Origin of the sequence: Paraburkholderia acidicola, from assembly GCF_002362315.1 — a bacterium.
GTDB classification, from domain to species: domain Bacteria; phylum Pseudomonadota; class Gammaproteobacteria; order Burkholderiales; family Burkholderiaceae; genus Paraburkholderia; species Paraburkholderia acidicola.
The window spans coordinates 1,478,972-1,504,576 of record NZ_MTZV01000004.1 but is presented as its reverse complement, the minus strand read 5'-3'; the positions used below and the strand labels follow the sequence as shown (position 1 = coordinate 1,504,576).

Here is a 25,605-nt window from a genome sequence, read left to right as displayed (position 1 = left end):
CAGATCACTGACCGGTTTGTCCGACCACCTCACGAGGATTTTCTGCAATGCCGCTGCCGAATGATTCCGCCTCCGCCACCACCACCGGTGCGCGCCTTGTCGTCGATGCGTTGCTCACGCATGGCGTCGAACGTGTTTTCTGCGTGCCTGGCGAAAGTTTTCTCGCCGTTCTCGATTCGCTGCACGATGAAACGGAACGCATCGAGACGATCGTTTGCCGGCACGAAGCGGCGGCGGCCAATATGGCGGAAGCGACTGGCAAGCTGACGGGGCGGCCGGGTGTCGCGCTCGTCACGCGCGGACCGGGTGCGACGCATGCATCGATCGGCGTGCATACGGCGTTTCAGGACTCGACGCCGATGATCCTGCTGATCGGCCAGTGCGCACGCGAGCATCTGGACCGCGAGGCGTTCCAGGAAATCGACTATCGGCGCATGTTTGGCCAGATGGCGAAGTGGGTCGCGCAGATCGACGATCCGCGGCGGATTCCCGAATACCTGAGCCACGCGTTCCATACCGCGACGTCGGGCCGCCCCGGTCCAGTCGTGCTGTCGCTCCCTGAAGATGTGCTGAGCGACCTGTGTCCGGTCGTGCCGGGCGCGCCTCGTTATCACCGCGTGGCGGCAGCGCCCGCACCGGCGCAGATCGAGCGTTTGCGACAACTGCTCGAAGGCGCGCAACGGCCGATGCTGATCGCTGGCGGCAGCGGCTGGACGCCAGCCGCATGCGCGGACCTGCAACGCTTCGTCGAGCAGTGGCAACTGCCGGTTGGACTCGCGTTCCGCTTTCAGGACACGCTCGACAACGAACACCCGAACTACGCCGGCGATGTCGGTCTCGGCATCAACCCCGCGCTCGCCAAACGGATCAGCGATGCTGACTTGCTGCTAGCGTTCGGTCCGCGGCTTGGTGAAGCGACGACCAACGGCTACACGTTGCTCGAGATTCCGAAGACGAAGCAGACGCTCGTGCACGTGCATCAGGGGGCCGAAGAACTGGGCCGCGTGTATGCCGCCGATCTGCCGATCGTCTCCGGCATGCCAGAGCTGGCCGAACAACTTGCCGCGCTGAAAGCGCCCGCTACGCTACCGTGGGCCGGCGCTGCCGAAGAAGCGCACCGCGCGTACCTCGAATGGCGCAAGCCGCGCACGATCCCTGGCGACGTGCAGCTCGGCGAAGTGATGCAGCAGTTGCGCGAGCACCTGCCCGTCGATGCGATCGTGACGAACGGCGCGGGCAACTACGCGACGTGGCTGCATCGGCACTTTTCGTATCGGCATTTCCGCTCGCAGCTCGCGCCGACGAGCGGCGCGATGGGCTACGGCGTACCGGCCGCGATTGCCGCGAAGTCGCTGTATCGCGACCGGGACGTGGTCGCGCTGGCTGGCGACGGCTGCTTCATGATGGCCGCGCAGGAACTCGCGACCGCGATGCAATACGACCTGCACGTGCTGTTCATTGTCGTGAACAACAGCCACTTCGGCACGATCCGGATGCATCAGGAGCGGCACTATCCGAATCGCGTACATGGCACGGGGCTCACCAACCCCGATTTCGCCGCGTTTGCGCGCTCGTTCGGCGCACACGGCGAAACCGTCGAGCGCACCGCCGATTTCCTGCCCGCTTTAGAACGCGCGCGCGCCGCCAAATGCGCGGCGCTGATCGAAATCCGCATGCCGCAGGAAGCGAGCACGCCTGGCGCAACGCTCGAACAGGTGCGCGAGCAAGGGCGCAAGCTGCGGGGCGCAGCCAGCTAGTCCTAGTCTCGGCCTGAACCCCTACGGCCGTCCGCCAATGGACGGCCGGTCTCCCCCTCCTCCCGCGAACAATCGAACTGGGCACCAATTCGCCTTCTGTTCGGCCAATGCGTCGTGTGCCGTTGTAGGCAATATGCGTCAAATCGGGAAATGCCTGCGCAAATCCCACTGTCGCTAACTTGCCAACTTCGCGCCACCTTCGCCCATGAATGACACCCTCACCGCGGTCGACCTCGGCGCCGAGCTCGAGCAGGCGGTCGCTCATCAACAGTCGGGGCACTACGGCGAGGCCGAAGCGGCGTATCGGCGGATTCTTGCTGCGTTGCCCGATAACGCCGACGCCAACCATCTGCTCGGTATGGCGATCGCCCAATCGAACCGGCTCGATAGCGCGCAGCCGTATTTCCGCGCCGCGATCGAAGCCGCGCCTGCGGAGCCGCGCTTCTGGACTGGCTATATCGATGCGCTGACAAACGCCGGCTGGACCGAGACCGCGCGCCAGGTCGTGAAGGAAGCGCAACAGCGCGGCATCGATCCGGTGGCACTCGATCTGCAGCCCGCGCAGATTGCGGATGCATCGGCGGAAGAACTGGCTGCGCTTGTCGCGGAGTTCATGTCGACGCTCGCGGTGCTGCTCGACAAGCGACGCTTTGAAGATGCGGAATCGGTGGCGGGTCAGCTGACTGCGCTGCTGCCCGATTTCGCGCTCGGCTGGCAGGCGCTGGCAACCGCGTTCACGCAACAGGGCAAGCACGCGGCCGCAGTGGAACCGTTGCGCCGCGCAGCACACCTTCTACCCGATGACGAAGGCGTGCAGAGCGATCTGGCCGATGCGCTGGCAGCCGTTGAGACTGAGGCCGTTGCGAAGTCGCACAGCGCACCGGTTACAACCGCATCGTCCGCACCTGCCATCGCGCCACTCACGTATGCCGACGCCACCGCAACGCACGAAGATAGCCGCTTCTATCGACATCTCGCCGGCGGTCTCGTCGCGAACGTCCCCGTGCTGATCCCGACGTTCAACAACGCGACCTACCTGCGCAACATGATTCCGCAGTTGCAGGCCGCGGGCTTGCGCAACCTGGTGATCGTCGACAACGCATCGAGCGCGCCCGACATGCTGTCGTACCTCGACAGGCTTCAGGACGAACACGTCGTGGTCAAGCTCGACCACAACGCCGGGCCGCATAGCATTTTCCTGTCAGAAGCGAACTACGCGCGGCTACCGGACATTTTCTGCATCACCGACCCGGACCTCGAATTCAACCGCGCCCTGCCGCGCGAGTTTCTCTTCGAACTGATCGAAGCCACCGAACATTTCCGCGTCGGCAAAGCAGGCTTCGCACTCGACATCGCGAATCCGCACACGATGCAGGATGACCGCTTCCGTTACGGCGATCGCGACTACTCGATCTGGGAATGGGAATCGCGTTTCTGGCAGCAGCAGATCGGCGCGACGCTGCGAGGAGACCCGATCTACAACGCACCGCTCGATACGACGTTCGCCGTCTACAACAAGCGCTATTTCAATCGCGAGCGGCATATCTGCGGTGTGCGCTTCGCGGGCAGCTACACCTGCCGGCATCTGCCCTGGTACAAGGAATCGGGTTTGAGCGCGGAGGAAGAGGCGTACTACCGCGCGCATCAGAAATGGTCGACGTATCTGAAGCATCGCGTGTAATGCTGCTTTCTCTCACGACTCCACAGCCATGATTCCGAAACTGCTGCACATCATCTGGGTCGGCGATCAGTCGAAGCGCCCGGACAACTGCATCGACACGTGGCGCAAGTTCAACCCCGATCTGCAGATCCGCATCTGGGGCAACGACGACCTGCGCAATCATCGCTGGCCTAACGCCGCGCAGATGCAGGAGATGTGGTCGAAGGAACTGAACGGCGTCGCCGATTTGATGCGCTGGCAGTTCCTCTACTGGTACGGCGGGTTCGCCGTCGATGCCGACAGCGTCTGCGTGCGTCCGCTCGATGCCGAGCTGTTCGACTGCGATCTCTTCACGTGCTGGGAAAACGAACTGGCCGCGCCGGGCCTGATGGCCGCCGGTTATGTCGGTGCGCGGCCAGGGCATCCGCTCTTCAAGAAGATGGTCGACGACATTCGCCGGCTGCCGACCGTCTGCAACGATCGCGCGTGGAAAACAGTCGGACCGCTGCGCTTCACGCAGGCCGTACACGAGTTCAAGCCGAACGATCTGACGGTGTTCCCTAGCCACTACTTCATTCCGCGTCATCACAGCGGCCAGACTTATACGGGCAGTGGCCGGGTGTACGCGAAGCAGTTCTGGGGCAGCACGTTCAACAACTACGAAAGCCTTCGTGCACTGGAATTCAATTGAGCACAGCCCCTCTTCCTCCCGTCCAGCCGGCGCATAGCGTGCTTGAACAATTGCATGCGCCGTTCTTCGTGCAGAAGGTCGCGGTATCGCGGCAACTGGCCGGGCACGACCGCACGGCTGCGCTGGTCAGTATGTGTACGGGCAAGCGCGTGCTGCACGTGGGCTGCGTCGATTCGCCGATCTTCGATCCGCGCAGCAACCTGCATCTGAGCCTGCTGAATTCCGGCGTCTGCACGGAGCTGATCGGCGTCGATGCCGACGAGAACGGCTTGCGCGAACTCGCGCAGCACTGCAATCAACCGCTGTATGCGGACCTCGCACAGGTGCAAGGCCCCGTCGATATCGTGCTGATTCCCGAAGTGCTCGAACACGTCGGCAATGTCGCGTCGTTTCTCGAACAGATCGACCGGATCGATTTCGGCAACGTCGTGATTACTGTGCCCGACGCCGTGCAGTGTTACCCGCGACACTTCGATTTCGTCGATCGCGACGAGACCTTCGTCGAGATCGTGCACCCCGATCATAACTACTGGTTCACGCCGTACACGTTGCTCAACGTGATCCGCAAGTACACGTCGTGGCATGTGAAGGGGATGTTCTTCTTCAACAATATTTCGCTGCTGCTGATTGCATCGAAGGAAGCGCCGGTCGACGTGTCGTAGCATCGCTCGCGCTATAAACAAAAATGCCTTGAGGCCGCGAAGCCTCAAGGCATTTTTTCCATCCAGCGCGACGCGACGTGTGACGTGTCTCGTCGCCGCGCAACCTGCTAGCGCTTACTTACCGCCCACGCTTTCCAGCGTCGTCCACTTGCCGTCGACAACCTTGTACAGCGTGATGCCGCCGTTCTTCAGGTCGCCCTTCGCGTCGTACTGCAGGCTCTTCGACGTGACAGCCGGCATGTCGGTCTTCGCGAGGAACGGCAGGTACTTGGCCGGATCGGTCGAGTTCGCCTTCTTCATCGCGTTGAACATCGCCATTGCGCCGTCGTAGGCGTACGGCGAGTACGTCTGCACGTCTTCACCGAAACGCTTCTTGTACTTCGCGACGTAGTCGTTGCCACCCGGCATTTCTTCCAGCGGCAGACCAGCCAGCGACGCCACCGTACCGTTCGCCGCGTCACCCGCGAGTTGCAGGAAGGTCGGCGTGTGAACCATTTCGCCGCCCATCAGCGGTGCCTTCACGCCAAGCGCCTTCATCTGCTTGGCCATCGGTGCAGCCTGCGAATCGGCGCCGCCGTAATAGATCAGGTCTGGGTTCGCAGCCTTCAGCTTGGTCAGGATCGACTTGAAGTCGACGGCCTTGTCGTTCGTGTATTCACGATCGACGATCGTGCCACCCGCTGCCTTCGCGGCCTTCTCGAACTGGTCGGCCAGACCCTGGCCGTATGCCGTGCGGTCGTCGACGATCGCGATCTTCTTCACGCCGAGCTTCTTCACCGCGAACGTACCGGCGACCGAACCTTGCTGCGTGTCGGACGTCATCATGCGGAACGTGGTCTTGAAGCCTTGTTGCGTGTACTCAGGCGCCGTCGCCATCGCGATTTCCGGAATGCCCGCGTTCGCATAGATGCGCGAAGCCGGAATCGTCGTGCCCGAGTTGAAGTGGCCGAGCATGCCCTTGATGCCGTCGTCGACGAGCTTCTGTGCCACGGTCGTGCCCGTGCGCGGGTCGGCCTGGTCATCCGCCGAATCCAGCACGAAGCGCACCGGCTTGCCGCCGATCACCGGCTTCGTCGCATTGAAGTCTTCGATGGCGAGCGTGACGCCGTTCTGGAAGTCCTTGCCGTAGTGTGCCTGGGCGCCCGTCATCGGACCCGCGAAACCCACCTTGACGTCCTCTGCCTGCTGCGCGTGTGCGGTCCCCGCCAGCGACATTGCGGCAACCAGTGTTGCGCCTGCCAGCTGTTTCATCGTGTGTTGCATAGCTTCTCCTTGGTTCAGGTGTAAATGGAGCGATTGCGGGGTCGCCGTACCGCTTCCGTTATTTTTTGAATGGATCGATAAGGTTCGCTCAACCGATCGTCATCAAATTAGCATTGCCCCCTGCTGCTGCCGTATTCACGCTCACCGAACGCTCCGTCAGCAGACGTTCGAGCGCGTAATCTTCCTCGCCGCTTTCCAGTGCCCGTGCCGCGACACCCTGCACCGAGACGATCGGTCCCGAACGTTTCGCGACTTCCTTCACCAGCGCGAGCAGTTCGTCGCTGTCGCCTTCGAACAGCACGGCATCGAAGGCGGCGTCGGCGTTCTTGCGCACGCTCGCATGCTGCTTCAGCGCGGCGGGCAGCGCGGCGACAAGCTGCTCGCCAGCTGCGCCTTCAAACAACGCGCGGTTGCCGGTGGCCAGTGCCGCGGCGAACTGCACACGCGCACCGCTCGCGGTGGTCGGTACACACAGCACCGTGCCGCGTGCGCTGAGCGTGTACGTGTTGCGCTCACCGGTCGGGCCTGCCAGCACGGCGGTCGCACCGGCCAGCACGTGCGCCAGATAGGCTTCGCAACGTGCTGCCAGCGCGGCTTCGCGCTCGCCGATCAGCCAGTCGCGCAACGTAGTCAGCGCGGCCTGGGCGGACGGCACAGAGTGTGGATTGTCGCTGTTTTCCGCTGCTTGCGGTGCGTCCACTATGAGCGTCTGCGCGAGCGACTTCGGCAGGCCGGCCGGGCGTGTGGCCAGCAGCCGCTGCAGATACAGCGCGCCGCCGGCCTTCGGACCGGTACCCGACAGCCCTTCGCCACCGAACGGCTGCACCCCGACCACCGCCCCGATCACGTTGCGGTTCACATAAATGTTGCCGACATGCGCACGGGCAAGCACGTGCGCAATCGTCTCGTCGATGCGCGTATGAATGCCGAGCGTCAGGCCATAACCGGTAGCGCGAATCTGTTCGAGCAGCTTGTCGAGCGCACTGCGGCGATAGCGCACGACATGCAGCACCGGACCAAACACTTCGCGCTTCAGTTCGTCGATGCTGTCGAGTTCGATCAAAGTGGGCGGAACGAACGTGCCGTGCGTACCGCCGTCGGGCATCGACAGCTGAACCACTTTGCGACCCTTCTCGCGCATCGCCGCGATGTGTGCATCGATGCCGCGCTTCGCTTCGGCATCGATCACCGGACCGACATCCACCGACAGACGATCCGGATTGCCCACCGCGAGTTCGCGCATCGCGCCGGTCAGCATGTCGAGCGTACGGTCTGCAATATCATCCTGCAGACACAGAACGCGCAACGCGGAACACCGTTGACCGGCCGAATCGAATGACGACTGCAACACGTCCGCGACGACCTGTTCCGCGAGCGCCGACGAGTCGACGATCATCGCGTTCTGGCCGCCGGTTTCGGCGATCAGCGGGATTGGGCGGCCGTCGGCATCGAGGCGGCTAGACAGTGTCTTGTTGATCAGGCGCGCGACTTCCGTCGAACCGGTGAACATCACTGCACGCACGCGCGCATCGGCCACCAGTGCCGCGCCGACCGTTTCGCCATCGCCCGGCAGCAGCTGCACCGCGCCCGCCGGTACACCGGCTTCGCGCAGGATGCGCACGGCCTGGGCCGCGATCAACGGGGTTTGTTCGGCGGGTTTGGCTAGCACCGTGTTGCCGGCGGCCAGCGCCGCGGCCACCTGGCCCATGAAGATCGCGAGCGGGAAATTCCACGGGCTGATACACACCACCGGGCCGAGCGGCCGGTGCGTGTCGTTCGAAAACTCGCTGCGAATCTGCGTCGAGTAGTAGCGCAGGAAATCGATCGCTTCGCGGATTTCCGACACCGCGTTCGCCAGCGACTTGCCCGCTTCGCGTACGACGAGACCCATCAACGTGTGCATCTGCGCTTCGAGCAGATCGGCGGCACGCGCGAGACAATCGGCGCGCGCTTCGACCGGCGTCGCTTGCCAGATCGGCGCGGCCGACACGGCATGCGTCAGTGCAGCGCTAACCTGCTCGGACGTCGCATCGACGACGGTGCCGACCAGGTCGCGATGATCGGCGGGATTGCGTACATCGCGCGCCACGCCGTCGGGGATCGCGTGATCTTCGAGCATCGGCGCGGCGCGCCACGGATGATGCGCACTCGCCAGCAACGCCGACGACAGCGACGCGAGCCGGTGTTCGTTCGACAGATCGAGGCCCATCGAATTGACGCGCTCCGCGCCGTATAGATTGCGCGGCAGCGGAATCTTCGCGTGCGGTGCGCCGAGCGGCACGATCTTGGTGGCTTCGTCAACCGGATCGGCGATCAGTTCCTTGACCGGCACCGATTCATCGGCGATGCGGTTCACGAACGACGTGTTCGCGCCGTTCTCGAGCAGACGGCGCACGAGGTACGCGAGCAGCGTTTCGTGCGTACCGACCGGCGCATACACGCGGCACGGCCGGTTCAGTTTCCCAGCAGACAGCGGGCCGGTCACTTCCTCGTACAGCGGTTCGCCCATGCCGTGCAGGCACTGGAACTCGTACTGGCCAGGATAGTAGTTCTGGCCGGCCAGGTGATAGATCGCCGACAGCGTGTGCGCGTTGTGCGTCGCGAACTGCGGATACACCGCATCGGGCGCGCTGAGCAGCTTTTTCGCGCACGCCACGTACGACACATCGGTGTAGATCTTGCGCGTGTACACCGGATAGCCTTCGAGCCCATCCACCTGCGCGCGTTTGATTTCGGTGTCCCAGTACGCGCCCTTCACGAGCCGCACCATGATGCGGTGACGGCTGCGGCGCGCCAGATCGACGATGTAGTCGATCACGAACGGGCAGCGCTTCTGGTACGCCTGCACGACAAAACCGATACCGTTCCAGCCCGCCAGCTCCGGATCGAAGCACAGCGCTTCGAGCAGATCGAGCGAAATTTCGAGGCGATCCGCTTCTTCGGCGTCAATGTTCAGACCGATGTCGTAGCGGCGCGCGAGGATGGCGAGCGCACGCACGCGCGGCAGCAGCTCACTCATCGTGCGTTCGTGCTGCGCGCGCGAGTAACGCGCGTGCAGCGCCGACAGCTTGATCGAGATGCCCGGACCTTCATAGATGCCGCGGCCGCCAGCGGCCTTGCCGATCGCGTGGATCGCCTGTTCGTACGATGCGTAGTAGCGCTGTGCATCGGCTTCGGTCGTCGCGGCTTCGCCGAGCATGTCGTACGAGTAGCGGAAGCCGCGTGCTTCGTATTTGCGGCTGTTCGCGAGCGCTTCGGAAATGTTTTCGCCGGTGACGAACTGTTCGCCCATCAGGCGCATCGCCATGTCGACGCCCTTGCGGATCAGCGGCTCGCCGCCCTTGCCGATCATGCGCGTCAGCGCCGACGACAGACCCGTCTCGCTGTTCGTGGTGATCAGCTTGCCGGTGATCATCAAGCCCCACGTCGCAGCGTTGACGAACAGCGACGGCGCCTGGCCGACGTGCGACTTCCAGTCGCCCTTGCTGATCTTGTCGCGGATCAACGCATCGCGCGTCGCACGGTCGGGAATGCGCAGCAGCGCCTCGGCGAGACACATCAGCGCGACGCCTTCCTGGCTCGACAGAGAGAACTCGTGGATCAAGCCTTCGACGCCGCCGCCCGAACGCTTCGCGCGCAGTGTCTCGACGAGTCGACTGGCCAGCGCCTCAACCTCGCTGGCGAGATTCGCAGGCAAACGCGCCTGGCCGATCAGGAACGGCACACACTCCGGCTCGGGCCGGCGGTACGCAGCTGTGATCGCCGCACGCAGCACCGATTGCGGCTGCACGTTCTGCGCAAATTCGAGGAACGGATGGGAGGCGCCGTCTTCTTCCGCCTCGACGCTGGCGGCATCGGCCAGTTCGGTCGAGCCGTGGGTACCGGATAGTTCGGCGGGCAACTGGCCGTGCTCGATTTTCTCGAGGTAAGCGAAGATCGCCTGCTTGATCAGCCAGTGTGGAGTGCGTTCGAGACGGGTCGCGGCATCTTTCAGCCGGGTGCGCAGGAGGTCGTCGACCTTGACGCCAAGGGTGGTGCTAGCCATGTTTCCTTCTGTACGGGCCAGCGAGACGGACGCCGGCCAAAGACTAAAAAGTTGGCCGAATCGTACGCCTCCCAATAAAAAGGTGCAACCAGTCCACCGCTGCGGTTGCACCATTGCCAAACCTTTGCTGCGTAACGGTTTGCGCCCGACCGCATGGGGTGGTCCGATGCGGACCGTGATCGGGATTTACCCTGGCGATTTTCTTGAGGGTTGCCCTCAACCAGAATGGGTGTCCGGCCGTTATACAGATCACACAGAGCACGCGCATCAGCGTGCGAAAAGCAGTCCCGGGGAGCAGTGAAATGGAAAAGTGGGTAGTAATTGCAGGTATCTGGGCGATGTGCGCGCTCTGCGCCATCTTCTTTATTCGTGGCGCGACTTGCTCCGCGACGCGGCGTGAGGCCGAGCGGGAGGCGCGTAAGGCGCCGGCGAGGTTGGGGTCTGAGGTTTCGGCGGAGCGCTAAGCCGATCAGCCAGACCGGTTGGCGGTTGCGTTACGCGGTCCGCGGGCTGAACCGGCTGCAGGTGTCGTCGGGTGAGACATCCGGCCAACCGCTGAAGCGGTCCGTCATGCGGTGCGCTGGCTGCGACTTTAAACGCTGAGTGAGCTGAACCGGCCGCAGGTGTCGTCGAGTGAGACATCCCGCGGACCGTTGAAGCGCTCCGTCACGCCGTGCCGCGAGTGCGTTACGCGGTGAGTGGGCTGAACTGGCTGCAGGTATCGTCGGGCGAGACGAGTTGGTCGTGCACGCGGCACAGCCGGCTGGTTGCGACGCTCGCGCCGAAGCCGGAGCCGAACACCACCAGGCCGGCGATCTCCTGCTCCAGAACGTGCCGATCGTCGACGCGGTGACGGCACGCGGCGCAGCGCGCGCGCTGTGCGTCACCCCGCGCCGCGAAGGCTTCGCCTCCGTGGGCGGATGCGTTCGCCACGTTCGCCGCGTTGTTTGTCACGCCCCTCATCCCTGCCCCAGACTATTCCAGTACGGCGCAAACACATGCGCCGACAGCACATAGCCGAACACGATATTGACCGCGACCCCGGCCGTGAAGGCGAGGAACGGACGCACGCCGGTGGCAGTCAGCGACCGCAGCCGCGTCGTCAGTCCAATACTGAAGAAGCAGAAGATAAACGCCCACGTGCGCAGCGCCGTGATCGGGGCGACGAATTCCGGTGTCACCACCTTGCGGTAATCCACCAGCGAGTAGTGACGGGTAATCCACGTCACCAGCAGCGACGCGATCACGAAGCCGATCACAAACTTCGGGAAGCGCGCCCAGATCTCACCGGCATCGACCTTGGCCTTCACGCCCGTAGCATCGGTGTCCCAGCGCGTCGTCGCCACGATCGCGAGCACGAACGCCCAGACGCCGATCCAGATATCACGGCCCACCACCTTCATCAGCGTGAATGCCTGCAACGCTGCATCGGGCGCACCGGCGATCGTGCTGCCAGCCTGCTTCGCCAGATCACCGTATGCCTGCGCGGCCGCGATGCCGGCAGCGTCGGCGAATTCCGAGGTACCGATCCACGCACCGCCAACAGCCGTCGACAGACCGAGCGCACGCGACGCGAACGGCAACACGAAGATCATCACGATCGCCCACGCGATAACCAGCGTGATCGCCACCGATGCCTGCTCGCGCTTCGCCCGCACCGCGCCGGCAATCGCGATCGCTCCCGACACGCCGCACACTGCGCCGCCCACACCGAGCACCGCAGCGAAGCGGTGTTCGAGGCCGAACGCCCTTCCGGCGAAGAAAATCACGAAGAACGTGATCAGCGATACGATCGTCGCCTGGCCGATCGCAACCGGCCCTGCCCACACGATCAACGTGAACGGCAGCGTCGCGCCGAGCAGCACGATGCCGACCTTGATGTAAAACTCGACGCGCAGGCCGGCCTTGAACCATTCGGGCAGCGTGAACACGTTCGACACGATGAGGCCGAGCACCAGTGCAACCAGCGGCGGTTCGAGGTCGTACTTCGAGGCGTTGACCCACGCGCCGAGCACGAAGATCAGCACCGAGACGACGAACAGAATCAGGAACGACGGCAGAAAATGCGCGAGGCGCTGTTTCAGCGCGGCGAGGCTCACGCCGAACAGCACGGCAAAGCCGACGAACAGCGCGACGTAGTTCGGTAGATGTTTGGCCAGATCGCCGGCAGCCTGTCCGACGCTCGACCATTTGGCCGGTGCAACCGCGATCCATTTGATGCTGCTACCCGACGCGAACAATGCCCACGCAATCAGGATAGTCAGCAGGCCGACCCAGACGGCCCACCAGTCTTCGGTGGAGAAGAGACCGCCACCGCGCGTGCTGTGGGTGGTATCGGCGGCCGGCTGTGCGTGCGCCGGCAGACTCTGGTTGGTGTCGCTCATCGGCAATGCCCCGGAGAGTAGTAGATCGTCGGCGCGCTGATGGAAGATGAATTGTTGTGGAAAGTGCAGCGAAACATGCGCCGATTCGGCGAAATATAGTTGAGCCGTAGTCGAAAACGAAACGACCTTTCGCTCTATGAATATGACTTAAAGGGATTAGCCGGCGCGCCACCGCACGGGTTGTGCGGTCGTCTATGCCGATCAGATGTCGAGCGGGTCGACTTCGAGATTCCAGCGCAGCACGCCCTTCAATGTGCGCAGCATCGGTTGCCATGCGTGCAGCGTCGCCTGCAGCGCGCCGCGCGACGCGCTCTCCACCAGCAGCTGGGCGCGATGCACGTGCATCACCTTGACGATGGTCATCGGTACGGCGTCGTAGACGGTGACGCGTTCCGCCGACGGAATCTCCGTCAGCGCCGCCGCAGCCTGCTGCAGGAACGCAAGCGCCGCTTCGAGCGTGCGTCCTTCGGCGCGCAGCAGCGCCTGGTAGACGAACGGTGGCAACTGGGCGTCGCGCCGCTCCGACAGCGTCGACGTGGCGAAGCCGACATAGTCGTGGCGCGCCAGCGCGTGATACAGCGCGTGCCGCGGATAGCGAGTCTGCACGAGCACCTCGCCGGGCAGTCCCGCGCGCCCGGCCCGGCCGCTGACCTGCATCAGTTGTGCGAACAGGCGCTCGCTGGCGCGGAAGTCGTGCGAGAACAGCGCGGTGTCGGCATTCAGCACGCCGACCAGCGACACGCGCTGGAAGTCGTGTCCCTTCGCGATCATCTGCGTGCCGACGAGGATATCGACTTCGCCCGCGTGCACATCGGAAAACAGCGCCTGGGCGCTGCCCTTGCGGCGCGTGCTGTCGGCATCGATGCGCAGCACGCGCGCGCCGGGCACCGCGGTCGCGAGTGTCTCTTCGACGCGCTGCGTGCCGCGCCCGAGCGGCGCGATATCGACGTTGCCGCAATCGGGACAGGCGCGTGGAATTCGCGCTTCCCAGCCGCAATGGTGGCAACGTAGCGCGCGCTCCGGTTTGTGCAGAACGACGTAGGCGCTGCAGCGCGGGCAACCCGCGACCCAGCCGCAGGCGTCGCATGACAGCACCGGCGCATAGCCGCGTCGGTTGAGGAAGACGAGGCTTTGCTCACCGCGCTCGAGTCGCGTTCGCAGTGCGGCAAGCAGCGGCCCCGACAATCCTTCCACCGATGCCCGGCCGCGCCGCCGCTCTTCTTCGAGGTCGATTAACCGCACCGACGGCAGCACCGCATCGGCCACTGCGCGGCGCGATAGCGTCAGACGTCGGTAGCGTCCTTGATCCGCCTGCCACCAGCTTTCCAGCGATGGCGTTGCGGAGCCGAGCACCACCGGTACGTCGAGTTGCTTGGCGCGCCATACGGCAAGATCGCGCGCCGAGTAGCGCAAACCTTCCTGCTGTTTGTACGCAGGGTCGTGTTCTTCGTCGACGACGACCAGCGCGAGTTTGGGCAACGATGCCAGCACGGCGAGTCGCGTGCCGAGCACGATGTGCGCTCGGCCGGAGTGGGCGGCGAGCCAGTTGCGCGCGCGCTCGCCTTCCGCGAGGCCGCTGTGCAGCGTAACGATTGCGCTGTCGGGGAGCATCGCGAAGCGCGCGCGAAACGCCGCTTCGAACTGCGGTGTGAGGTTGATTTCCGGGACCAGCACGAGGGCTTGTGCGTCGGGTCGTCTTGCGAGCAGATCGGCTAGCGCGCGGAGATAGACCTCGGTTTTGCCACTGCCGGTTACGCCGTGTAGCAGGAACGATGCGAAACCCTGGGTCTCGCGGATTGCGTCGACGGCGGCGGCTTGTTCGTCGGTGAGGGTGGGGAGCGTTGGGGGGGTGTTGAGTTGCGCGGTCGGTGTGTTCGTTGCAGTCGGCGTGTTCGTTGCAGTCGGCGTGTTCGCTTCCTGCATTGCGCCCAGCGCACTGGACCGCTGAAGTGCGTTCAATTCAGCAGGTGCGCTATAGCCCGCCCCGGCTTCGATCACATCAAGCGCAACCCAGCCTTCCGTGCACCACGCATCGAGCGTGGCGATCGCCTTCGGATGAAGCGCGCGAGCCTCGGCCGCCGACAGCGTACCGGCTTCGCCAAGCGCCGCCGCGAGACGCCGCAGCGCAGTAGCGCGCGCCGGCACCGCGTCGGGCAACGCGATGCTGCCGGCCGGCAACAAGCGATACCGCTCGTCGGGGGCGAGCAGGCGCGCCCACCGCGACGCGTCGCGCAGTGCTTGCGGCAGCGCAGGCAACGCGACTTCGCCGAGACCGCGCTGGTAGTAGTCGGCGGCGAAGGCGACGAGCGCGAGCCAGTGTGCCGATAACGGCGGGCAAGCGACACAGAGATCGTCCACCGAGCGCAGCCGCTCAGCCGGAACGTCAGTGTCAGTGGTCACTTCGCACACGAGCCCAACCACCTGGCGCTTGCCGAACGGCACCGCGACGAGCATGCCCGGCGCCGGCGCAAAGCGCTCGTCGCAGCGGTAGTCGAAGAGGGTCGGCAGCGGGTGATCGAGCGCGACGCGGACGAATCTCGGGCTCACTCGCGTGCCGCCGCCAGCGAGTAGCCCCCGGACAGCGCTCCCTGCGAACCGGTGAGATACCGGCCGAAGTTAAAGTAAAACATCACTTTCAGCGCTAAGTTTTGGATTCGGCAGAACAATTGCGATCCGATCGATGCCTGTGGATAACTTTGTTAAGAACTCTGCTCAGAAGCGCGGAAAACGGCGTCCGGCCGGCCTCCCATCGGATTTCACACGGTTTGCCCACCTCGCGGAAACCCTTGCCAGTCAAGGGATAGCCTCAAAACGCACTTGACTTGCAACGATTATCGAGCGACGAAACCTTCTACCGCGCCGCAACGAGAGGAATGTGTATAAGTCAAGTCTTGACAACTGCAAATGACCGCCCGGCGGCCCCGGTAGGGCCGGTTCACCCTTAGGGTGAGAGCCCGCGTCACCGCATCGCAACAAAAGCGTCATGTACTCAAGACGCATTCACGCCGGCACCCGCCGATGCAGCGCGCATCGCGCGGCTGTGCCGGTGTACTTCGTCGACGAGTTCGGCGACATTTTCCGGCGGCGTGAACTGCGAGATGCCGTGCCCGAGATTGAACACATGCCCCGGATGATCGCCAAAGCTGTCGAGCACCGCGCGCGCTTCGCTGCGAATCGCGGACGGCGGTGCGAACAGCACGGAGGGATCGATGTTGCCTTGAAGCGCAACCTTCCCACCGACGCGCTCGCGTGCCTGCGCGAGATTGACGGTCCAGTCGAGGCCGACCGCATCGACGCCCGTCGCCGCGATGTCTTCCAGCCAGAGCCCGCCGCCTTTCGTGAACGTGATGACCGGCACACGCTGGCCATCGTGCTCGCGCTTCAACTGCGCGACGACCTGTTCGATGTAGTGCAGCGAAAAGCGTTGATAGATGCCGTCGGCGAGCGCGCCGCCCCAGGTGTCGAAGATCATCACGGCCTGGGCACCCGCTTCGATCTGCGCGTTCAGGTAAGCGGCCACCGCCTGCGCGTTGATTTCGAGAATGCGGTGCATCAGGTCGGGACGGCTGTAGAGCATCGACTTCACGGTGCGGAAATCGTCGGAACCGGCGCCTTCGACCATGTAGCACGCGAGCGTCCATGGGCTGCCGGAGAAGCCGATCAGCGGCACGCGCTGGCGGCCCTGCGCATCGGTCAGCGCGCGGCGGATCTCGCTAACCGCGTCGGTTACATAGCGCAGCGTGGCATCGATGTCGGGTACCGCGAGACGCGCAACGTCGTCTTCAGTCCGCACGGGGCGCGCGAACTTCGGCCCCTCGCCAGCGGCAAAGTCGAGGCCGAGGCCCATCGCATCGGGGATCGTCAGGATGTCGGAGAACAGGATCGCGGCGTCGAGCGGATAGCGCTCGAGCGGCTGCAGCGTGACTTCGGTTGCGTAGGCCGGGTTCTTCGCAAGACCGAGGAAGCTGCCCGCACGGCTGCGCGTTGCGTTGTATTCGGGCAGATAGCGGCCCGCCTGACGCATGAGCCAGATCGGCGTGTAGTCGGTCGGCTGGCGCAGTAGCGCGCGCAGGAAAGTATCGTTGAGAAGTTGATGGGCCACGTTGCGTACGACCAAAGGCAAAGACGCATTTTACCGGACGTGGCTCGGTGCATCGTGATTGATGTGCGGGATAAGTTGGGGCGTGCGGTGCGGCGCCTGGGTGTGGGCCGGAGATTTTCATCGCCATATTGCCGGGCTATGATCAGCGGCCTCAGCGCAGACGACAAACCATAGGACTTGCGGAGGCGCCGGGTAGCGCATTACGCGCTACCGGCATGGGACCTAAGTAAGTGCTGAAGCACTGACTCCGGCCGACGGCTGAAGCGCTAACCTGGATCGACACGGAGACCCGATGAAAAAGATTCGTGCATTCGCCACCCTCGGCGCACTGTTGTGCGCTGGAGCTGTGTTTGCCCAAACCGCACCTGCGGCAGCAACTGCAATAGCACCTGCGGCCACAGCACCGGCATCGCGGCTCGACGACATCCTCGCGCGCGGCACCTTGCGCGCGTGCACCACCGGCGACTACAAGCCGTATTCGTTCCTCAGGCCGGACGGTCAGTTCGAAGGTATCGACATCGACATGACCAACTCGCTGGCGAAGTCGCTCGGCGTGAAGGCGGAGTTCGTCAAGACGTCGTGGTCGAACCTGATGAACGACTTCATCGCGAAGTGCGACGTCGCTGTGGGCGGCGTATCGACCACGCTCGACCGGCAGCGGCGCGCGTTCTTCACGCAGCCGTATCAGATCGACGGGAAGGCGCCGATCGTGCGCTGCGACGACGTGGAGAAATTCCAGACCGTCGCGCAGATCGACCAGCCATCGACACGCGTGGTCGTGAACCCCGGCGGCACCAACGAGCGCTTCGCAAAGCAGTACTTCCCGCACGCAACCCTGACCGTCTATCCCGACAACGTGACGATCTTCAAGCAGATCCTCGCGGGCAAGGCCGACGTCATGGTGACCGATGCATCGGAGACGCTGTTGCAGCAAAAGCTGAATCCGGGGCTGTGCTCGGTGCATCCCGACAAACCGTTCCAGTACGGAGAGAAAGCGTGGCTCGTGCCGCGCGGCGATGTCGTGTTCCAGCAGTATGTCGACCAGTGGCTGCATCTGCTGCAGGCGACCGGCGAATATCAGGCGATCTCGGACAAGTGGTTGAAGTGAGTATCTGAACGACATCACGAAGCCGGCTCTAGCCGGCTTTTTTTGTGTAGATAGCCACTGGCGATCGTCTCACCGAGCCTCCGCAGGTAGGCAAATGCTGAAAACACCGCCAACGTATGCCACCCGCATTCTTTTTTTCACGTGATCGATATATCGCGATCCGCAATGCATCGTAACAGTGCATCTTTTATTTCAGTTTGATAAGACTCCTGCCTGTCATCGATCGATCGCTCACAATCCCGGCATGTCTTCCCATGCAATTTTTCAGCGCTTTTAACCTTTTGGTGAACACCTCTCTATGCTTCACAGATCGTATTAGTCGAATCACTTCAAGCGCCTGTTTAAGCATCGGTAAAAAGGATGTTTTAAACCTTTTCAAATGGCAAAAAATCCCGGAGAGCCTTATCTGGCGGGCGTTACAACCTGAAACACTTTGTTACCGCGCTCATAGGTTTATTCGCCCACAATGCCTTTCAACGGTTCCAACACGGATGTGGCCAGGTGCGTAGTGTGAGCGGACATGAAGCACTTGCCGGTCGGCGTATGCCGAAGCCCTGCGAAGGGGCATCCCTGCTGGATTCGTGGTCGACGTTATTGCGTCGTTCCCCGGTTCCTCCATTGGTCTCCTCGCGCTAACCCCGTAGCGTGTGGTTTTTAGCGGGCTCCAGGCCCGCTTTTTTTTCGCCCAGCCAAACGTTTGCGTCTAACGTTTGTGCCGATCGAGTTCGTGTTTGAGAACGGACTCCGGTCACCGCTGACGTCGCTCCAATCGAGCTTCGTTTATCCGACAGGCCGCGCATATTGCGCGGCCTTTGCGCTTATGCGGTCTTGTTTTCCGTGATCTGCAGCTCGCGCATCATCCGCTCGCGCATAACGAACTTCTGTACCTTGCCGGTCACCGTCATCGGTAGTTCGTCGACGAAGCGGATGTACTTCGGCACCTTGTAGTGCGCGATCTGTCCGCGACAGAATTCCTGCACTTCTTCCGCCGTAGTCTGCTCGCCGGGACGCAGCACGACCCACGCGCACACTTCCTCGCCGTACTTCGCATCGGGCACGCCGAACACCTGCACGCTCTGGATCTTCGGATGACGGAACAGAAACTCTTCGATCTCACGCGGATAGATGTTCTCGCCGCCGCGAATCAGCATGTCCTTCAAGCGACCGACGATGTTGCAGTAGCCCTCGGCATCAAGCGTCGCGAGATCGCCGGTATGCATCCAGCCGTCGACGATGCTCTCGCGCGTCTTCGCCTCGTCGCCCCAATAGCCGCGCATCACCGAATAGCCCTTCGTGCACAATTCGCCAGTTTCGCCGACGGGCACGATGTTGCCGAGCGCATCGACGATCTTCACTTCGAGATGTGGCTGGATGCGACCGACCGTGGTCGTGCGTTTGTCGAGCGGATCGGTGGTCGAACTCTGGAACGACACGGGGCTCGTTTCGGTCATGCCGTACGCAATCGTGATCTCGGCCAGATGCATCTTCGATACGACGCGCTTCATCGTCTCGATCGGACACGGCGAGCCGGCCATGATGCCAGTTCGCAAACGCGACAGGTCGTAGCTCGCGAAGTCGGGGTGATCGAGTTCGGCGATGAACATCGTCGGCACGCCGTGCAGTGCTGTGCAACGCTCTTCAGATACCGCTGCGAGCGTCGCCACTGGATCGAACGCTTCGCCGGGGAACACCATGTTCGCGCCAACCGATACGCACGCCAGCACCGCGAGCACCATCCCGAAGCAGTGATATAGCGGCACCGGAATGCACAGCGCGTCTTCTTCGCTCAGCTTCATCGCTAACGCGATATAGCGGGCGTTATTGACGACGTTGCGGTGCGTGAGCGTCGCTCCCTTTGGATTACCAGTCGTGCCGCTCGTGAACTGGATGTTGATCGGATCGTCGGCGTGCAGCGTTGCATCGATCGCATCGAGCTTTGCCGTATCGAGCGTTGCCCGCCCCTGCTCGACCACCTCGGAAAAGCTCAGCATGCCCGGCGTTTCGGTATCGCACATGCGAATCACGATGCGCAGTTCGGGCAGGCGCGCGGCGTGCAGATCGCCGGGCGTTGCGCTCGCGAGTTCGGGTGCCAGTTCCTGCAGCATCTCCAGATACATCGACGTCTTGAAGCGCTCCGCGGCGATGATCGCCTTGCAACTCACCGCGTTCAGCGCGTATTCGAGTTCGGCCAGCCGGTAAGCCGGATTGATGTTGACCAGCACGGCACCGATGCGCGCCGTAGCAAACTGCGTGAGCAGCCATTCGACACGATTGGGCGACCAGATGCCGACGCGGTCACCCGCACCGATACCGAGCGCGAGCAACCCGGCCGCCAGCACATCGATCTCCTGCGCGAATTCGCGCCACGTCCAGCGGATGCGCTGCTCGCGGAACACGACGGCAGGCCGGTCGGCGAAACGCGCCGCGGTGTCGTGCACGAAGTGCGCGATCGTAGCGTCGCTGAGCGGGATCTCCGTCGAGCCGCGCACATACGACAGACCGTCTTTCGGTTCGATCAATGCGCCGTCGCCTGCGATTTGCGTTGCCATGATGTCGTCTCCAGGGAGGAGTCCCGCTCGATTAATCGAGAGCTTCCTGCAATGATTTTGAAACCGATTCTGCCACTGCGGGACGACCTGGCGGCATCAAGTCTTACCCGCGGTATGCGCACATCGCATCAGATCACATCGCGTCGCGCGAACACCTTTCCGTAATCGTCAACTACAGGCGAAAAAAAAGCAGCCACGCAGGCTGCTTTTCTTCAACACGATTGCGTCAGTGCTGACCGCGCAATTTGCGCAAACGCTGAATTGCCGCGAGCTGCGCCGTCGCATACGCCAGTTCCGCCTGAGCGGTCGCGTATTCGAGGTTCGAGCCCGTGTTCTGCAGCGCCTCTTCCGCACGCTTGCGAGCCTGTTCGGCCTTCGCTTCGTCGAGATCCTTGCCGCGGATCGCCGTGTCGGCCAGAACCGTCACCGCGCCCGGCTGCACTTCGAGAATGCCGCCGGCGACGAACACAAACTCTTCTTCACCGTTTTCCGCTTCGATACGCACCGCACCCGGACGAATCCGCGTGATGAGCGGCGTGTGGCCCGGCAAGATGCCGAGCTCGCCCGCTTCGCCCGGCAGTGCGACGAATTTCGCCTGGCCCGAGAAGATCTGCTCTTCCGCGCTGACGACGTCTACCTTGATGGTTGCCATTTCCTGTCGACTCCTACTGGGTTAAGCGTAGACCATGAGCACCGGCGTTGCGGTCGGCACGTGGATCGTGCTGACCGCGCGAGGCCGGCGCCCGCTGCGTTACACCCAACCTTTACTGGATCTTCTTGGCCTTTTCGAAGGCTTCGTCGATCGTGCCGACCATGTAGAACGCCTGCTCCGGCAGATGGTCGCATTCGCCGCCAACGATCATCTTGAAGCCGCGGATCGTTTCCTTCAGCGGCACGTACTTGCCTGGCGAACCCGTGAACACTTCCGCAACGTGGAACGGCTGCGACAGGAAACGCTGGATCTTACGCGCGCGTGCAACGGCGAGCTTGTCTTCCGGCGCCAGTTCGTCCATGCCCAGAATCGCGATGATGTCGCGCAGTTCCTTGTAGCGCTGCAGCGTTTGCTGCACGCCGCGCGTGATCGAGTAGTGCTCTTCGCCGATCACGTTCGGGTCGATCTGACGCGAGGTCGAATCGAGTGGGTCGACAGCCGGGTAGATCCCCAACGACGCGATGTCACGCGACAGCACGACGGTTGCGTCAAGGTGGCCGAAGGTCGTAGCCGGCGACGGGTCGGTCAAGTCATCCGCAGGGACGTACACGGCCTGCACCGACGTGATCGAGCCAGTCTTGGTCGACGTAATGCGCTCTTGCAGCTTGCCCATTTCTTCAGCCAGCGTCGGCTGATAACCCACGGCCGACGGCATCCGGCCGAGCAGTGCCGACACTTCGGTACCGGCCAGCGTGAAACGGTAGATGTTGTCGACGAAAAACAGCACGTCCAGACCTTCGTCACGGAAGTGCTCGGCCATCGTCAGGCCGGTCAGCGCCACGCGCAGACGGTTGCCCGGCGGCTCGTTCATCTGGCCGTACACCAGCGCGACCTTGTCGAGAACGTTCGAGTCCTTCATTTCATGATAGAAGTCGTTCCCTTCGCGGGTACGCTCGCCCACACCGGCGAACACGGAGTAACCACCGTGTTCCTTCGCGATGTTGTTGATCAGTTCCATCATGTTGACTGTCTTGCCCACGCCCGCACCGCCGAACAGACCGACCTTGCCGCCCTTCGCGAACGGGCAGATCAGATCGATAACCTTGATGCCGGTTTCGAGCAGTTCGGTGGACGGCGACAGTTCGTCGAACGCCGGAGCCTTCTGGTGGATCGAGCGCGTCTTTTCGCTCGAGATCGGGCCCGCTTCGTCGATCGGGCGACCGAGCACGTCCATGATCCGGCCGAGCGTCGCCTTGCCGACCGGCACGCTGATCGGCTTGCCGGTGTTCTTCACCACCACGCCGCGGCGCAGGCCGTCGGATGCGCCCAGACAGATGGTCCGCACGACGCCGTCGCCCAGCTGCTGCTGGACTTCGAGGGTCAGTTCCGAACCTTCGAGAATGAGAGCGTCGTAAATCTTCGGCATGGTTTCACGCGGGAATTCCACGTCGATCACCGCGCCGATGCACTGTACGATCTTGCCTTCTACCAAAGCAGTAGTACTCATCGCTTTTCCTTTAGATACTTGATTCTTTACTCGCGCAAAGGCGCAGTTTCGAGACGTTTATTCCGGCTTGCCACAAGGTCGGACTGCGAGGTCAGACAGCGGCAGCGCCGCCGACGATTTCCGACAGTTCCTTCGTAATCGCGGCCTGGCGGCTCTTGTTGTAGACCAGCTGCAGTTCGTTGATGACGGTCTTCGCATTGTCCGAAGCCGCCTTCATCGCCACCATCCGGGCCGACTGTTCCGACGCCATGTTTTCCGCCACAGCCTGGTACACCAGCGCCTCGACGTAGCGCACCAGCAGTTCGTCGACCACGGTCTGCGCGTCCGGCTCGTAGATGTAGTCCCACGAGGTTTTCGGCGTTTCGCTGTTCGACTCCGGCTGGCTGTCGAACTGTTCCGCCGACAACGGCAGCAACTGCTCGATCACGGGCTCCTGCTTCATCGTATTGACGAAGCGCGTGTACGCGAGGTACACCGCCGAAACCTTGCCTTCCGAGTACATGTCGAGCTGAACCTTGACCGCGCCGATCAGCTTTTCGAGGTGCGGCGTGTCGCCAAGCTGCACGACGTTCGACACCACCTTCGCGCGCAGACGGTTCAGAAAACCGAGACCCTTGCTACCGATCGCCGTGGCTTCGATAGTCTGGCCCTGGCCTTCCAGTTCCTTGAATTTCTGCAGCGACGCACGCATCACGTTCGTGTTCATCCCGCCACACAGACCTTTATCGGTCGTGACCAGGATGAGACCGGCCGTCTTCGCGCCTTCGTTCGACACCATGAACGGGTGACGATACTCCGGGTTCGAACGGCTCATGTGCGCAGCGATATCGCGGACCTTGTCGGCGTACGGGCGAGCAGCGCGCATGCGCTCCTGAGCGCGGCGCATCTTCGATGCAGCCACCATCTCCATCGCTTTCGTGATCTTGCGCGTGTTTTGCACGCTCTTGATCTTGCCGCGAATTTCCTTCATTCCAGCCATTGCTTGCTCCTTGTCGACCTGAGTGAGCGCTTGAACTGTCGACCCGAGTGCGCGCTTTAGCGCGCTACCCGGGTCTCATGCAGAGCACTTACTCCAGTCCCATGATCAGTAAGCGCCGGACTTCTTGAAGTCTTTGAGAGCCGTATGCAGCAGGGCTTCGTCGTCCTTCGAGAGTTCCTTGGTGTCTTCGATGCGCTTGATCAGGTCAGCGTGGCTCGTCTTCAGGAATTCGCGCAGGCCCTTTTCGAACGGCAGCACCTGTGCAACTTCCAGATCGTCGAGGTAACCGTTGTTCGCTGCGAACAGCGCGACAGCCAGTTCCCACACCTGCAGCGGCTGATACTGCGGCTGCTTCAGCAGTTCCGTCACACGGCGGCCGCGTTCCAGCTGCTTGCGGGTTGCTTCGTCGAGGTCCGATGCGAACTGCGCGAATGCAGCCAGTTCACGGTACTGCGCGAGGTCGGTACGGATACCGCCCGACAGCTTCTTCACGACCTTCGTCTGAGCCGCACCGCCCACACGCGATACCGACACGCCGGCGTTAATAGCCGGGCGGATACCTGCGTTGAAGAGGTCGGTTTCCAGGAAGATCTGGCCGTCGGTAATCGAGATCACGTTCGTCGGAACGAACGCGGTCACGTCGCCGGCTTGCGTTTCGATGACCGGCAGTGCCGTCAGCGAACCGCTCTTGCCCTTCACTTCGCCGTTCGTGAACTTCTCGACGTAGTCTTCCGACACGCGAGCCGCACGCTCGAGCAGACGCGAGTGCAGATAGAACACGTCGCCCGGGTACGCTTCACGGCCCGGCGGACGGCGCAGCAGCAGCGAGATCTGGCGGTAGGCCCAGGCCTGCTTGGTCAAATCGTCATACACGATCAGTGCATCTTGACCACGGTCGCGGAAGTATTCGCCCATCGTGCAGCCGGCGTACGGTGCGAGGTACTGCATCGCAGCCGATTCCGACGCCGACGCGGCGACGACGATCGTGTATTCGAGCGCGCCCGTTTCTTCGAGCTTACGCACCACGTTCATGATCGACGAAGCCTTCTGACCGATCGCGACGTAGATACAGAAGAGGTTCTTGCCCTTCTGGTTGATGATCGCGTCGACGGCAACTGCGGTCTTGCCGCACTGACGGTCGCCGATGATCAGCTCGCGCTGGCCACGGCCAACCGGTACCATCGCGTCGATCGACTTCAGACCCGTTTGCACCGGCTCCGACACCGACTTACGCCAGATCACGCCCGGCGCGATCTTTTCGATAGCGTCGGTCTTCTTTGCGTTGATCGGGCCCTTGCCGTCGATCGGGTTGCCGAGCGCATCGACCACGCGGCCGAGCAGTTCCGGACCCACCGGCACTTCGAGAATGCGGCCCGTCGTCTTGACGATGTCGCCTTCCGAGATGTGTTCGTACTCGCCCAGAATCACGGCGCCGACCGAGTCGCGCTCGAGGTTCAACGCGAGACCGAACGTGTTGCCCGGGAATTCGAGCATTTCGCCCTGCATCACTTCCGACAGGCCGTGAATACGCACGATACCGTCGGTCACGGAGATCACGGTGCCCTGGTTGCGAACGTCTGCGCTCGCTTCAAGGCCCTGGATCCTGCTCTTGATCAGCTCGCTGATCTCAGAGGGATTGAGTTGCATTATTCGCTCCTGATAGTCAATTCTGTTGCGTGCCAGCCGCGTACGCGCTGCAGGCGCTTCAAGCGGTAAGCGCCGTCTGCATACTGGCGAGCCGTGCGCGAACCGAGGCGTCGAGCACTTCGTCGCCAACCGTCACACGCACGCCGCCGATCAGCGACGCGTCGACCTCGACGGTCGGCTTCAGCTTGCGTTGGAACCTGCGTTCAAGACTTGCGATGAGGTCGTTCAACTGCGCGCCTTCAAGCGGAAACGCGCTGACGATCGACGCATCGGCTGCGCCTTCGCGAGCGTTCTTCAACGCTTCGAACTGCGTGGCGATTTCCGGCAGCAACTGCAGGCGATGATTGTCGACCAGCATCTGCACCAGATTCTTCGCCTGCGCATTGTCCTTGAGCGGCGACTTCACCGCGGACAGCAGCAGCTCGCTGACCTGGGCACGGCTGATCTTCGGGCTCGTAGCGACCGACAGCACTTCGGGCAGACGCGCAACCTGTGCCAGCTCCTGCACGAGCGTGGACCAGGCGGCGATGTCACCAGCTTCGGCCACGCCAAACAGCGCTTCTGCGTACGGACGGGCGATGGTTGCAAGTTCGGCCATG

17 protein-coding genes are annotated in these 25,605 nt (G+C 62.9%); 5 read left to right on the top strand and 12 right to left on the bottom strand.

Annotated features, from left to right (window positions below; genetic code table 11):
* Nucleotides 1-47 precede the first annotated feature (47 nt).
* The 4 genes from BWP39_RS17015 to BWP39_RS32110 all read left to right on the top strand — a co-directional run bounded on the left by BWP39_RS17015 (nt 48) and on the right by BWP39_RS32110 (nt 4,770).
* Nucleotides 48-1,757, top strand: coding sequence for a thiamine pyrophosphate-binding protein (locus BWP39_RS17015; protein WP_096722030.1), 1,710 nt, complete (start codon nt 48-50; stop codon nt 1,755-1,757).
* Between the two features lie 205 nt (nt 1,758-1,962).
* Nucleotides 1,963-3,438, top strand: coding sequence for a glycosyltransferase family 2 protein (locus tag BWP39_RS17010; RefSeq protein ID WP_096722028.1), 1,476 nt, complete (start codon nt 1,963-1,965; stop codon nt 3,436-3,438).
* Nucleotides 3,439-3,466: 28 nt separating this feature from the next.
* Nucleotides 3,467-4,108: a glycosyltransferase family 32 protein gene (locus tag BWP39_RS32115; RefSeq protein WP_207556865.1), complete on the top strand. Its 642-nt coding sequence runs from the start codon at nt 3,467-3,469 to the stop codon at nt 4,106-4,108.
* 38 nt (nt 4,109-4,146) lie between these two features.
* On the top strand, nt 4,147-4,770 hold the full coding sequence (locus BWP39_RS32110; protein WP_207556864.1) for a methyltransferase domain-containing protein: 624 nt from the start codon (nt 4,147-4,149) through the stop codon (nt 4,768-4,770).
* Between the two features lie 114 nt (nt 4,771-4,884).
* Here the strand turns inward: BWP39_RS32110 and BWP39_RS17000 are convergent, their stop codons facing one another.
* From BWP39_RS17000 to hemE, 6 genes are all read right to left on the bottom strand, one after another.
* Nucleotides 4,885-6,033: a branched-chain amino acid ABC transporter substrate-binding protein gene (locus tag BWP39_RS17000; protein ID WP_096722026.1), complete on the bottom strand. Its 1,149-nt coding sequence runs from the start codon at nt 6,031-6,033 to the stop codon at nt 4,885-4,887.
* Nucleotides 6,034-6,121: 88 nt separating this feature from the next.
* Nucleotides 6,122-10,078 carry a trifunctional transcriptional regulator/proline dehydrogenase/L-glutamate gamma-semialdehyde dehydrogenase gene (gene putA / locus BWP39_RS16995; RefSeq protein ID WP_096722024.1) on the bottom strand — a complete coding sequence of 1,319 codons (3,957 nt, stop codon included), beginning with the start codon at nt 10,076-10,078 and terminating at the stop codon, nt 6,122-6,124.
* A 687-nt stretch (nt 10,079-10,765) separates the two neighbouring features.
* Entirely contained in the window at nt 10,766-11,032 is a 267-nt protein-coding gene (locus tag BWP39_RS16985; RefSeq protein WP_207556863.1) for a hypothetical protein, read from the bottom strand.
* Nucleotides 11,033-11,037: 5 nt separating this feature from the next.
* Nucleotides 11,038-12,462 (bottom strand): YeiH family protein, encoded by a 1,425-nt coding sequence (locus BWP39_RS16980; RefSeq protein WP_096722020.1) that lies wholly within the window; start codon nt 12,460-12,462, stop codon nt 11,038-11,040.
* 201 nt (nt 12,463-12,663) lie between these two features.
* Nucleotides 12,664-15,009 (bottom strand): primosomal protein N', encoded by a 2,346-nt coding sequence (locus BWP39_RS16975; RefSeq protein WP_096722018.1) that lies wholly within the window; start codon nt 15,007-15,009, stop codon nt 12,664-12,666.
* A gap of 442 nt (nt 15,010-15,451) precedes the next feature.
* A complete protein-coding gene (hemE, locus tag BWP39_RS16970; protein ID WP_096722692.1) occupies nt 15,452-16,564 on the bottom strand; it encodes a uroporphyrinogen decarboxylase in 1,113 nt (370 codons plus the stop codon).
* A 292-nt stretch (nt 16,565-16,856) separates the two neighbouring features.
* Between hemE and BWP39_RS16965 the strand changes: the two genes are divergently transcribed.
* Complete coding sequence (locus tag BWP39_RS16965; protein ID WP_096722016.1) at nt 16,857-17,672, top strand: transporter substrate-binding domain-containing protein; 816 nt, start codon at nt 16,857-16,859, stop codon at nt 17,670-17,672.
* 818 nt (nt 17,673-18,490) lie between these two features.
* Here the strand turns inward: BWP39_RS16965 and BWP39_RS16960 are convergent.
* The 6 genes from BWP39_RS16960 to BWP39_RS16935 form a co-directional block, all read right to left on the bottom strand.
* Complete coding sequence (locus tag BWP39_RS16960; RefSeq protein ID WP_096722014.1) at nt 18,491-20,221, bottom strand: AMP-binding protein; 1,731 nt, start codon at nt 20,219-20,221, stop codon at nt 18,491-18,493.
* Nucleotides 20,222-20,447: 226 nt separating this feature from the next.
* Complete coding sequence (locus BWP39_RS16955) at nt 20,448-20,873, bottom strand: F0F1 ATP synthase subunit epsilon (RefSeq protein WP_087738538.1); 426 nt, start codon at nt 20,871-20,873, stop codon at nt 20,448-20,450.
* Nucleotides 20,874-20,985: 112 nt separating this feature from the next.
* Nucleotides 20,986-22,380: a F0F1 ATP synthase subunit beta gene (atpD, locus tag BWP39_RS16950; RefSeq protein WP_091017064.1), complete on the bottom strand. Its 1,395-nt coding sequence runs from the start codon at nt 22,378-22,380 to the stop codon at nt 20,986-20,988.
* 91 nt (nt 22,381-22,471) lie between these two features.
* Nucleotides 22,472-23,359, bottom strand: a complete 888-nt coding sequence (gene atpG / locus BWP39_RS16945; protein ID WP_091017062.1) for a F0F1 ATP synthase subunit gamma — start codon at nt 23,357-23,359, stop codon at nt 22,472-22,474.
* A gap of 105 nt (nt 23,360-23,464) precedes the next feature.
* Nucleotides 23,465-25,006, bottom strand: coding sequence for a F0F1 ATP synthase subunit alpha (gene atpA, locus BWP39_RS16940; RefSeq protein ID WP_091017059.1), 1,542 nt, complete (start codon nt 25,004-25,006; stop codon nt 23,465-23,467).
* A gap of 58 nt (nt 25,007-25,064) precedes the next feature.
* Nucleotides 25,065-25,604: a F0F1 ATP synthase subunit delta gene (locus BWP39_RS16935; RefSeq protein ID WP_096722012.1), complete on the bottom strand. Its 540-nt coding sequence runs from the start codon at nt 25,602-25,604 to the stop codon at nt 25,065-25,067.
* Nucleotide 25,605 lies beyond the last annotated feature (1 nt).